The organism is Desulfoluna sp. (assembly GCF_030145185.1).
Classification (GTDB): Bacteria; Desulfobacterota; Desulfobacteria; order Desulfobacterales; family Desulfolunaceae; genus Desulfoluna.
The window spans coordinates 1-11,285 of sequence record NZ_JAQYWB010000114.1 but is presented as its reverse complement, the minus strand read 5'-3'; the positions used below and the strand labels follow the sequence as shown (position 1 = coordinate 11,285).

Here is an 11,285-nt window from a genome sequence, read left to right as displayed (position 1 = left end):
ATATAACCCCCTTTAAAGTGTACGTATTATACAATGCATACACCTCAAAAAGCAAGGGAAAAAAGCTTGATTTTTCAATTGAATAACGCAAATGAGAGTGGTTTTTTGGCTTAAGGTGTGCGCTTTATCCCATTTTCAGGATACAATAGGCACGGGCAGGCAGTCCGTGGCTCCGACCCTCAAGGCCGGTGCGTTAGCCGTGAACCCCCTCTCCTGGACCACGGATGGGGTCTTTGTTTCTGCTGAGAAAAATCTCGGCGCTGTTTTTTTTGATTCTGCGGGCAAGCCTCGAACCTACCCGCATTTTACGTCGGCCAGGATTGTGGACGGGGGGCTGGTTGTCCAGCCTGAAGATGTGGCCCTGGTAACGGTTAAAGGCGGCCATTTTCCTGAAGGCGTCTACCATGCCTTCGACTATTCGCTTTTTTTCATGAATCTCAAGGCGAATATTGCGGAGCGTATCGAGGCATTCAATCGATAGCCCTTTTTATATCGGGGAATGCCGCCCAGGAGGCTATCGAGGCATTTGAAACAATGGGAATGGGTCATCTTATGAAATCTGAGTTATTACATAGCTTATTGATACTGCCAGTGCCTGATTTGAATGCCACGTCTTCTTATTATGAAGAAAAGTTGAGCTTTAAAGCGGTCAAATATTTGGATGTCAATCAGCCGCATATCTGCCTGTACAGGGATCTTGTCGAGATCGTGCTGACAAAATCAAAATTATCTGAAATTCAGCCCAATCGAGTGATTCATGGGGATGGCTACGACGGCTATTTTACAGGCAGGAATATTGAAAATATCTATAACGAGTGTCTGGCAAGTGATGTAAAAATGGTAAAGCATTTACAAATGACTGATTATGGAAACAGTGAGTTTGTGTTTGAAGATATAGATAATCGGTGGATTTGTATTGGGGTCAAAAAGATTTAAAATGGAGTAAGGCGCCTTGCGGGCCTTTCTTCCCCGTCCTCTGGACAGGGAAGAAAGCCTCGTGTAACCGGAATGTTTTGGCGGCGCTTTTTAAAAAGCAATTCGCGGTGGCATCCTTTAAGGGGACCCGTTATCCCACGGCCTCCGTTTTCGAGGGCAGGAAGGGCCAATTCATGGAGGCCCCTTTGCGGGCGCTGCATCGGCCGGTGCTCTCGCTTACGGTGACCCTCAGGAAGGGCGATTTCTCCGGGGTGCTGCAGAAACGATCTCTGGCTTTGCTGTAGTCGGTGTCCATGGCCTCTCCCAAAAGATCCCATCCGCGGGCCATGGCGTTTTTCTCGGTGACCATCTCCGCCTTGCCAAAGAGGGAGATCCCTGCCCAATGGTGCATGGCCGCATCGCTGGTGGTCAGTTTTAAGAGCACGTCGGGGCGTTTTTTTATGTGGGTCGCCGTGGTGCCCCTGGGGTTGATCATAAACCCTATGTCTGCCCCATCCCTGAAGTAAGTGGCCTCAACGGCGTAGGGCGTTCCGTCATCTCTCACCGTGCAGATCGTGGCCCATCCGGCGTGGGTGAGCATCGTCTCCATCTCCTCTATTGTCATCGTTCTCATCCCCTCACCTCCTTTTTTTCAAGGTCAAGGCAAATGGCTTTTGCCATGCCTGCGAAGGCTCCTGCTGCATTGATCAGATCGTTTTTATCGGGATGTTTGGCCGCCTCCTCATGGCGCTTTCTGCGCTCCGGCGTCATGCCGTGGTGGGGATCATCTTTCATGGTGGTTTCCATCATCTTGATGAGTTTGGGGTCCACTTTCCCCTGGCAGAGGAAGGTGCCGCAGAGCTGGTTGCCGGCGAGAAGTTCGCTGACGCGGGTGATGCACTGGCGGCCATGGTCGGAGTCGGGGTAGGCCCCCAGGGTTCCGAAGAGGCCCACTTTCTTGCCGGAGAGGGTCTCCATGAACTGACGGGACTTGGCATCGGCGGTGCCTTTATCCACCCAGAATCCTGTGGCGATGAAGTCAAAATCCTCCGGGGACGGGGCCTCGTCCGACGGGTGGATCTCTTTGGGTTCGGGGAGGGCGTTGTAGATGGCTTCGGCCACCTTTCGGGTGTTTCCGGTGAGGCTGGAATAGACCACGAGTGATTTCATGATGCGTGTCTCCTTTGAGGGCGCTCCACGGTGTGGGGTGCCTTTTGTTTTAAGTGAAGTGCGAAGTGACAGACCCGCGAGAGAAGCTCCAGGTCATGACTGATGAGAACGACGGAGATGCCGGCGTCGGCTGCGGTTTCCATCAGCTCGGCAAAGAGGTGCATGTTGTTGCCGTCCAGGCCGCTGGTGGGTTCGTCCAGGACGAGAAGGGACGGCCCCTGAAGCAGCCCGCAGGCGATGACGAGGCGTTGTTTTTCTCCACCGGACAGGGACTGAGGATGTCGGTCCAGCAAGCCTTCCAGGCCCAGGTGGGAGGAGACACCCTCCACGGTGAAGGGTCCTTGTTGCCGTCCAAATCGGTAAGCTGTTTCCATCTCCTGGCGCACGCTTTTCATGTGGAGCTGGTGGTCGCTGTTCTGAAGAACCACGGCGCTCTCTTTGAGAAGGGCGTCCGGGGTGATGGAGGTTCCGCGTAAGGTGAATCGCCCGGTTTTTGAAGCTTGAAGGCCGGTGAGAATCCGGATGAAGGTGGTTTTGCCCGCCCCGTTGGGACCCACCAGGGCGGTGACCGCTCCGCTGGGGAGGCGGCAGGAGAGGTCCCGGAAAAGTGGCTTCTTTTTTGGAAACCCGAAGCTGAGGCCGGAGACAGCGATCCCGTCCGAATCGTCGGGTGGCTCGGGCAGGGTGTGGATGGGATTCTCCACATGGGCCTCCCGGAGGCCGTGGCGTTTTCGCAGGGCTTCGTCTTCGAGGATGGAAAAAGGCCCTTCCACGGCGATGCGTCCTTTCTCCATCACGACGACCCGGGTGGCCACCTCTTTCAGCCAGTAGAGCCGGTGGTCCACGATGAAGAGGGTGGTGCCCCGGGCGGCGAGGGCGTCAAGGGTGCGGGCCAGCTCGCGGGTGGCCTCGGGGTCCAGGTTGGCGGTGGGCTCGTCTAAGATGATGACCTTCGGGTGCAGGGCCACCACCGATGCCAGGGCCACCCGCTGTTTTTCCCCCTCCGACAGGTGGAGAATTTCATGCTCAAGCAAATGCTCGATGCCGGTGATGGCGGCAGCCTCGTGGATACGGGCTTTGATCTCTTCCGGCGGGAGACCCCGCCATTCCATGGCAAAGGCGATCTCTTCCTCCACAATCAAGGTGAAGAATTGACTCTCCGGGTCCTGGAAGAGGGTGCCCACCCGTGTGGCGATCTCCCCCACGGAGCATGAGTGGTTGGGGCTCCCGCATACTCCCACCTCTCCTTGAAGCTCCCCCTGGAAGTGGTGGGGGGCAAGGCCGTTGATGAGGCGAATCAGGGTGGATTTTCCGCATCCGCTGCGGCCGGTGACCAGGGTGATGGTGCCCGCCGGAACCGACAGGGAGAGGTCTTTAATGGCGAACTCTTTTTGAAAGGGGTATCGGTAACTGATGTGGTGAAGTCGGATCATGGCAGCATCTCCTTGAGGGGACCGAATTCTATGCCAAGGGACAGACCCAGGAGCAGAACCCAGAAGAGGAGGGTGAAGGCGTCCCGGAAGCCCAGGCGCGTGGGATTGTGGTGGGTGCTGGAGGTGGTCAGGCCGATACCCTTGAGCTCGGCGGCCATGCCCAGGTCGTCCGCGCTGCGAAGGGCCCGGATGACCAGGGGAGCGAACATGAGACGCAGGGTGAGAATGGGGTGTAGAAAGAGACTTTTAACGCCAATATGGAACCCTCGAATTTTCAGGCTCTCTCGGATTTGCCTCACATCTTCCATGAACACAGGGATAAACCGGATGGTGGCCGAGGTCGGCAGGTAGATGAACAGGGGCAACCGAAGAGACTTCAGGGCGGAGAGCATGCCCTGGATGCGGTTGGACAGGGCCATGGCAAGCACCACATTCATGGTGGCGATGATTCGTAAAAAGGGCACCAGAAAGTCGGCATAGGAGGCGTCGCTCCCCTTTAAGAGTTTTATGATGGGGATGGCACACCCCGCGGCTGTGATCAGCATCAGGCCGATGAAGAGATACGCCAGCGCCATGAGCCGAAAACGGCCCGTTGACAGGAGGAAAAAAAAACCCATGATTCCGATGAGGGCCAGGGGAAGGGGCTCCTTGAGGCAGACCACCACAATGGAGACCCCGGCTGCCACGGCCATCTTGGTGCGGGCGTCGAGACGGTGGATAAAACCGGTGTTATTCGTGCCTGAGTACGCCTGCATGCGTCAGCTCCCTGCTTAGGTGTAATCCGGAAAAAAGACCCATGAGGCATCCGAGGTAGCCTAAGGCGACGATGACTGAGGCCACCATGACCATGGCTGGCTGCTCCCGCATGGTAAGCCAGGAGAGGCCCAGGGCGATGAACCGGGAGAGAAGGTCAAAGACCGCCACCCCGGCAATGAGGGCGCCGGGTTTTTGGTAGCCGCCTGAAAAATGGATCACCAGATCGCAGAGCCCCCCGGCAATAAGGGCGCCGGGGAGTCGGATGATATTTCCTCCGTCCAGCAGCATGGAGATGAGGGTGCTCACCGTCACAAAGAGGGTGAGCACACCAAATTTTCGCACCTTGAAAACGAGCACCACCAGCAGGGAGGTGGCCACCAGGTTCTTGAGCACCAGGGAGAGGGGGTTCATCCCTCCGCCGGTGAGGGCGATGAGCAGGCTTGACAGTTTGATCATCGCCGAAAAAATGCCAATGACGATGAGTTCCCCCGGTTGCCAGTAACGCGTTGGGGGGGTGAGGGTGTTCAACATAGTGAAACGTCCTTGGATTGAAGATGGCCTTTGGGTTCTGCTTTTTGCTCCATGTTTTGGGGATGCCCCTGTCCGTAAAAGCAGGTCAGGGGCATCCATGAACCCGACGAATCCGGAATGCGGGTAGCGGAGTCCGCGTTCCGGTGCCGTCGGGGGCCCGGCATCAGAAGGTGGCGGAGAGCTTCACCGCCACGGCCCGTCCCGGCGCCTCAAGGGTGCTGTGGGACGGGGTGTAGGCTTTGTCGAGGAGGTTGGTCAGCTCCAGGCTGGTGCGAAACTGTTCCTCCTTTCCAAAGCGAAGGCCAGTGGAGAGGTTCAGGGTTGCCCATCCGGCCAGGGTTTCGGTGGTGTCCTTATCGGGGTCGTAGTCTTTGGCTTCTGAGGCGGCGCGCATGAAGAGGTCCGCATGGAAGCCGGGGAGGAGGGGGACCTCGTTGTCATAGCGCACGCCGGCTTTGCCTGAGAGGCGGGGAGAGCCGGTGTCTCGGGTTTTGTATGTGTCGGTCTCGAATGTGCGGCGCAGGACGGTCCCGGAGAGGTGCGGGGTGATGCCCGAGGAGCCTAAGGGGGCGGACAGGGTCAGCTCGCCTCCGAAGGTCTCTGCCTCGTCCATGTTGTTATAAGTGAGGGTGGTGGGGTTGACATCGGTGGTGGTGATGTAGTTTTCGGCCCGTGAGGCGAAGAGGGCGAGGTCGGCGACGATCCCCCGGGTCTCATAATGCATGCCCACTTCCAGGTTGTCGGAGGTCTCGGCCTTCAGATCGGCGTTGGGAAGGACGGATTTATCGCTCCCATGGGAGGTGCCGATGTAGAGCTGCTGGAGGCTGGCGGTGCGGTACCCCTGGGAGACACTGGTTCGGAAGCTTAAAGGGGGGGCGGCGCGCCAGACGAGGCCAATGCTGCCGATGGTTTTGGACGATTTGTCAGAGCGGTCCGACACGGTGGCCGTGGTTTCATCAAGCTCCGAGTCGGTCCAGGTGTGGCGCAGCCCTGTGGTAAGGGTGAAGGGACCCATGAGCCATTCGTCCTGGGCGAAGAGGGCCAGGGTGTCGAGGGAGGCCTCGTAGTGATTCTGCTCAGTGCTTTCCTTGATGATGGGCATGGGGCCCATGCCCGTGAACGTATTTTTAACGCGGATGGATTCGTCGGCATCCAGGCTCTCCCGGGAGAGGTCCGCCCCGGCGATGACAAGGTGGTTTTTATACGGAGAGAGGTCTACCTGCAGGAGGCCTCCTTGGGTTTCTTGATCATTTTCCGTGTGAATGCGGATCTCTCCGTCCATGGCCATTGGGGGCCGCATGTCCACATGGATGTCCATGGCGTTGGCGAAATCTTTAAAGCTTTTCTGGGTGAAAACGTCCGCCCGGACTTTTTTGACCATACCGGTGAGGTTGCGGCTTTCGACGAAGAATCCCGCTTTTTTTCGGCTCCATTCAGGGAGATCCAGATGAAAGTCCGTCATGGGCGGTTCGATGGCCTTTTCCGGGGTGTGGGAGTTGATGTCGGCGTTGTAGGTTTCCAGGGTGAGGCCCATGCCGAGGCGATCTCCGTTCCAGCCGAGGTAACCGTTGCCGCTTTTGATGTCGTAGTCGGAGTTGTCCAGGGTTTCGGATGGGGTCTCACGGTCTCCGTGGTCGGCGATGGAACCGGAAATTCTGTAGTCCCAGGCCCCTTTAGATCCAAAGAGGGCCAGGTTGTTGTTCCACCCGTTGGTGGCGGAGGTCCAGGCGCTGGAAAGGGACAGAGACAGGGGCCTGTCCCCCCCTTTTTTGGTGATCATGTTGACCACGCCACCGATGGCTTCGCTGCCGTAGAGCACGGAGGCCGGTCCTTTGATGACCTCCACGCGCTCAATGCTGTTGATGTCCATCAGCAGGGGGGCACCGGACATGCTTTTTTGTTCGGAGATCTTCTGGCCGTCTACCAGGGTGAGGGTACGGGCGCCGGACTCCCCCCGGATGACGAGGCGCTGCATGCCGGCAAGGGAGTCATCGGTGAGCTCCACGCCGGGAATATCTTGAAGCAGTTCGCCCAGGGTGGTGGCCGTGGACGCCTTGATCTCTTCCGGCCCGATCAGGGAGACGGAGACGGGGACATCCCCGGCCCGGTGCTCGGTGCGGGTGGCGGTGACCGTCATGGTGGATTCATGGGTGCTTTCGGTTGCCCACACCGGGCTGGCCTGGGCGATAAGCAGGCTGAGGGCCGCGGCCAGAGGGCCAATTTGCTTTAACATAAGAGTCTCCTTCACTGTTTATTACCATTTTTTTGAGCCACACAGGTTCGAATCAGGGATCGCTTTGGTGGAGCAATCCCTATATGCAGGGCTCCGGGCAGCCCATCTCCCGGTAGAGAGTGAGGTAGTCGATGAGCCCCTGGGTCAGGTTGACCTGCCAGAACTCCCCGGCTGTTGTGGGGCGCATGAGGTGGTCGTCAATGTGGACCAAACCTGTCTCTTCCCAGCAATGGATGAGGGGGAGAAGGGCCATGGGGAGGGTCTCACCAAAGGCGCTGCCCAGCCGGGACAGGTCGAGGGCCAGGGTCTCCATTTCTCCGGTGATGTGGGCGGCAAGGCGGTGATTTTCCTTGGGCGGGATGATCATGGATACTGGTTTTTCAGTGCCCACGGCGGCCAGGTAGTCAGTGAGGGTGTCGTTGATGATGACAAGATGTCCGTCCACCATACCTCCAGCGCAGGACCCAAAGGGGAGGCAGGGGCTCTTTTGCTTCATCAGAAGGTTGTAGATGTTGCGTTCCCGGGGGGTGCCGGCCCAGTGGCTGGCAGAGATCCGGCGGTAGTTGTTTGCCGCCATGGCCTCCACCCCGATCTTGAAGAGGGCGGACTGGGCCGGAAGGTCTGCGGCTGGGGGGAGGGCTCCCTTTTGAATGGCTTTATCAAGGGTGCCGCCTTTAAAGACGTTGAGCTGGTAGAGGTCCGCACCGTCAAGTCCCAGGTCGAAGAGGGTGCGGAGGTCCTTCTGCCATATTTCCTGGGTCTGGCCGGGCAGTCCGTAGATCAGGTCGATGATGACAGCGGCCTGGTCCGTGGCCATCAGGGTGGAAAGGGTTTTGATCACCTCGTTCCGATCGGCTTTCCGTCCCATGGAGCGGCGCAGATCGGTGTCAAAGGACTGAACGCCCAGGGAAAATCGATTGGCCCCTGCCTGGGTGGTGGCTCGGATCATCTCGGGTGTCATGTCAGCGATGCGACCTTCGATGGTGATTTCGCAATCGTTGGCCAGGGGGAGGTTGCGATGTGCCGCTTCGATGATGCGGGCAAGGTCGCAGGGCGCAAGGGCTGTGGGGGTTCCTCCGCCAAAGTACAGGGCGTGGATGGGGCCGCTCTGCGGGTGGGTCAGGGCTCCGTCCCGCTTGAGTTCACAGATGACGGCGTTGGCGTAGGTGCCGCTGATCTCTTCTTTCATGGGGTTGATGTAGAACCCGCAGTAGATACATTTGCCCGTGCAGAAGGGCACATGGATATAAGCGGCCCTTTTTTTATTGACTGGGGTGGCGGACAGGGAGGTCCAGAGGGCCTTGGCCTCATCGCCTGTGACGGGTTTGTGCCCGCCGCCTCCGGCATGGATAACCCGCTTGGAGGCAAAGGCGTGGGAGAGAGGGGCGTCTGTGGCTTCAGGAAAGCATCCCAGGGATTTGGCTTTTCGGAAAAAATCGGTAAACCCCTCTACAGGTGTCTCCGGTGTTGTGCTCTCTATGGCTGGATTCGGGGCAGGCATCAGTCGGTTTGGCATCTTTATATCCTTGACTTTCGGCTAATATTAAAAAGTTAGTCTATCCAAAAACGGGGGTTTAAAAAAAAGCGCGGAAAGCGCGTTAAAATCTAAATAAGTGTCTTGTCTGTTCACGGCTGGGGGCCAACCATTTGTTAAACCTATCTTCATAAAATCAGGCAAAAGTTTAGCCCCCGGCAGGGTCGCCGGAGGCCTGCGGCTTCGCCTTTTTCTGCGTGTCAAGGTGGCGGGCCACGTAATCTCTCAGGGTTTTCGCAGAGCCTTTGGGGCAGAGTTTTACCGCTTTTTCCAGCCAGATCAGGGCCTCTTCGGGGTTGTCCTGCTGGAAGAGACTGTAGCCCAGCATCATAAGAGCATGGGGGTGTTTGGGCCGAAGTGTCAGGACCTGCCGGAAGGCCTTGGCCGCACCCGAAAAGTCATTTGCTTCGAATCGCAACTGACCGGTGAGGAGCCAGAGCCGGGGCGTGTCCCAGGTTTTGACTGCATTTTCGAGCACGTCCCGGGCTTTTTGGGGCTGAAAACCGGCCATGAGGGTTTCCGCCTCCTTTCGGGCGAGGACGGCGGAGGATTTACCCTTGTCGGCCAGGCGGTGGTAGCATCGCGCGGCATCCAGGGGGAGCTTGTCCATGCGTAAGAGGTCCCCCAGGGTCATAAGCTCTCCATCGGTGAGGGCGCCCAGGTGATCGAGATTTCGAAATTGAACCATGGCTTCGCCAAAGCGTTTTTCCTGCAGGAGGAGGTTGGCCAGGGCCCTTCGGAATCGGGGTTTTTCTCCCATGCGGGCGATCTGTGACGTCAGGGCGTCGATAACCTCGGGGCGTTTTTTCGCTGGCGAGGCGGCGGCCGTCGCCAATTCAATCCAATCCACGTTGTGGATCTCCGGGAATCGGGTAAACAGGTCCAGGCAGAGGCTGACGCAACTCTCCCATGACTCTTCCTTGTAGCGGGCCAGGGCTTCGAAATAACGAAGGGAGGGACGCGTTTCTTCGGTGAGAAAAAACGCCTGGCCCAGGGCATCGGCTGCTTCGCTGTATCGCTGGGTTTCGTACGCCACCCGGCCGAGGTTCTGCCATGCCGGGGCGTATGTATCGCAGAGGGTGGTTGCCCGGCGAAAGTGCGTCAGGGCTTTTTCCGGTTGCTGAGCCTCGACCAGCTGCACCCCCAGGTGGAACTCCAGGAGGTGATGGCTTCGTTTGCCGGCCCGCTTGGATGCCTTGATCAGAAGGGCCAGCGCCTCTTCGGGCTTATTATCCTCAAGGGCCGTTGAGGCCTTGTTGAGGGCAAGAGCCACAGCAGGGGAGGGGTGCCCATCGCAGGTCCCTCCATGACAGACGGCTGCAGAGAAAAAAATGCCTGCGATCATCAGGAGTGCCATGGGGCCTTTGACGTAAAAAGGCTTGTTTGTGATGTGAAAGGCCATGCTCTACTTCTTTAAATCAAAATGGATGGTTTTGGTTACACGGACCCTTACTTTTTCTCCGGTAATCTCACCGGGGTTGTAGGTCCAACGGCTCACGGCATCTAAAACTGCCTTGTCGAACACCCCGGCTGGGGTGGATTTTACGATCTCCATGTTGCTGACGCTTCCGTCTTTTTCCACCTGAAACTTAAGGGTGACGCTTCCTGCCAACCCCAGCCGTCTTGCCCGAAACGGGTAGATGGGCGCTGTCTTATGGGTGGGCATGGGGGGCCGGTCAAGCTGTGATTCTCCAAAAACCAGGTCCCCGGGTGATGGCTTGAAGGCCGTGGTGTCCAGCTCGGGAAGCCCCGGGCTGACTTTCAATGTGGGCGCTGCCGCGGTGTGCGCTGGGCTCGGGTCAATGGGCAGGTCGAGCCGGGGTTTCGGAGGGGCTTCCAGTTTTTCGGGCTTTCTGGGGGCCTCCGGGGGCGGCGTGGGCTTCATCTCTTCCAGGCGGACCATGGTCACGGGCCGCACGCGCAGGACATCCTCACTGTGGCGCGGGGCGGTTCGCATGCCCGGCAACAGGGCGAACAGGAAGAGATTCACCCCAAGGGCCAGGAGGGCAGCGGTGGCCATGGGCCCCCGGGATCGTGCTCCGGTCATTTGGCCCCCTTGTTCTGTGTGGCCACGCTCACCCGAAGGGCCCCGGCCAGGCGGCACTGATCCATGACGCGGATCAGGGTCCCGGTGGGGCACTCCTGGTCGGCGATGACCACCACATCCGCGTCGGGCTTGTCGGCCACGGCACGCGCAATGTGAAGACGAACGCTTCTTACATCAATGGCTTTTCCGTCGTAGTGCACCGCTCCTGCGCTTGAAATTCCTACAAGAATGGCGTTTTTCTTTGAGACCACGGCGGTTTCAGCCTGGGGTCGGTTGATGTCGATGCCTGTCTCTTTGACAAAGCTGGTGGTGACCATAAAAAAGATCAGAAGCAGAAAGACCAGGTCGATGAGGGGGGAGATGTTCACCTCCGGCGTGCTGCTGTTTCGTCTCAGGGAGTCCCGGACCCGTATCACGTCATGCTCCTTTGTATTGTGCTGATGGTTTCATCTAACTTGGCTGCAAGGCGTCGTGAGCGGCGCGTGAGCAGCACCCCCATGAACATCCCGGGGATGGCAACGGAAAGACCGCTCTGGGTGGTGATGAGGGATTCGGAGATCCCTCCTGCCATGGCTCGGGCGTTGCCCGTTCCGAACAGAGCGATGACATCAAAGGTGGTGATCATCCCGCTGACAGTGCCCAGAAGCCCTAACAGGGGCGCGACGG

Annotated in this window: 13 protein-coding genes; 2 read left to right on the top strand and 11 right to left on the bottom strand. The window is 58.2% G+C overall.

Going from position 1 to position 11,285, the window contains the following annotated elements; all coding sequences use genetic code 11:
• Positions 1–91: 91 nt before the first annotated feature.
• Both Q1Q75_RS21555 and Q1Q75_RS21550 read left to right on the top strand, forming a co-directional pair.
• Positions 92–481 (top strand): hypothetical protein, encoded by a 390-nt coding sequence (locus Q1Q75_RS21555; RefSeq protein WP_300675097.1) that lies wholly within the window; start codon positions 92–94, stop codon positions 479–481.
• 71 nt (positions 482–552) lie between these two features.
• The gene (locus Q1Q75_RS21550) at positions 553–936 is read left to right on the top strand and encodes a hypothetical protein (protein WP_300675095.1); all 384 of its coding nucleotides are present in this window, start codon (positions 553–555) and stop codon (positions 934–936) included.
• A 130-nt stretch (positions 937–1,066) separates the two neighbouring features.
• Here the strand turns inward: Q1Q75_RS21550 and Q1Q75_RS21545 are convergent, their stop codons facing one another.
• The 11 genes from Q1Q75_RS21545 to Q1Q75_RS21495 form a co-directional block, all read right to left on the bottom strand.
• Entirely contained in the window at positions 1,067–1,549 is a 483-nt protein-coding gene (locus Q1Q75_RS21545; RefSeq protein WP_300675093.1) for a pyridoxamine 5'-phosphate oxidase family protein, read from the bottom strand.
• Positions 1,546–2,085 carry a flavodoxin family protein gene (locus Q1Q75_RS21540; protein ID WP_300675091.1) on the bottom strand — a complete coding sequence of 180 codons (540 nt, stop codon included), beginning with the start codon at positions 2,083–2,085 and terminating at the stop codon, positions 1,546–1,548. Before Q1Q75_RS21540 ends, Q1Q75_RS21545 begins: the two co-directional genes overlap by 4 nt.
• Entirely contained in the window at positions 2,082–3,518 is a 1,437-nt protein-coding gene (locus Q1Q75_RS21535) for an ABC transporter ATP-binding protein (protein WP_300675089.1), read from the bottom strand. Before Q1Q75_RS21535 ends, Q1Q75_RS21540 begins: the two co-directional genes overlap by 4 nt.
• Entirely contained in the window at positions 3,515–4,273 is a 759-nt protein-coding gene (locus Q1Q75_RS21530) for an energy-coupling factor transporter transmembrane protein EcfT (protein WP_300675087.1), read from the bottom strand. Before Q1Q75_RS21530 ends, Q1Q75_RS21535 begins: the two co-directional genes overlap by 4 nt.
• On the bottom strand, positions 4,248–4,805 hold the full coding sequence (locus Q1Q75_RS21525) for an MptD family putative ECF transporter S component (protein WP_300675085.1): 558 nt from the start codon (positions 4,803–4,805) through the stop codon (positions 4,248–4,250). The genes Q1Q75_RS21530 and Q1Q75_RS21525 overlap by 26 nt, the downstream gene beginning before the upstream one ends.
• Positions 4,806–4,968: 163 nt before the next feature.
• Positions 4,969–7,038, bottom strand: a complete 2,070-nt coding sequence (locus Q1Q75_RS21520) for a TonB-dependent receptor (protein ID WP_300675083.1) — start codon at positions 7,036–7,038, stop codon at positions 4,969–4,971.
• Between the two features lie 79 nt (positions 7,039–7,117).
• Complete coding sequence (hutW, locus tag Q1Q75_RS21515; protein WP_300675081.1) at positions 7,118–8,554, bottom strand: heme anaerobic degradation radical SAM methyltransferase ChuW/HutW; 1,437 nt, start codon at positions 8,552–8,554, stop codon at positions 7,118–7,120.
• 166 nt (positions 8,555–8,720) lie between these two features.
• Positions 8,721–9,974: a tetratricopeptide repeat protein gene (locus tag Q1Q75_RS21510; RefSeq protein ID WP_300675079.1), complete on the bottom strand. Its 1,254-nt coding sequence runs from the start codon at positions 9,972–9,974 to the stop codon at positions 8,721–8,723.
• 3 nt (positions 9,975–9,977) lie between these two features.
• Positions 9,978–10,619, bottom strand: coding sequence for an energy transducer TonB (locus Q1Q75_RS21505; RefSeq protein ID WP_300675078.1), 642 nt, complete (start codon positions 10,617–10,619; stop codon positions 9,978–9,980).
• The gene (locus Q1Q75_RS21500) at positions 10,616–11,035 is read right to left on the bottom strand and encodes a biopolymer transporter ExbD (RefSeq protein ID WP_300675076.1); all 420 of its coding nucleotides are present in this window, start codon (positions 11,033–11,035) and stop codon (positions 10,616–10,618) included. The genes Q1Q75_RS21505 and Q1Q75_RS21500 overlap by 4 nt, the downstream gene beginning before the upstream one ends.
• On the bottom strand, positions 11,032–11,285 hold a 254-nt coding region (locus Q1Q75_RS21495; protein WP_300675074.1), incomplete at its 5' end, for a MotA/TolQ/ExbB proton channel family protein. The genes Q1Q75_RS21495 and Q1Q75_RS21500, both read right to left, overlap by 4 nt.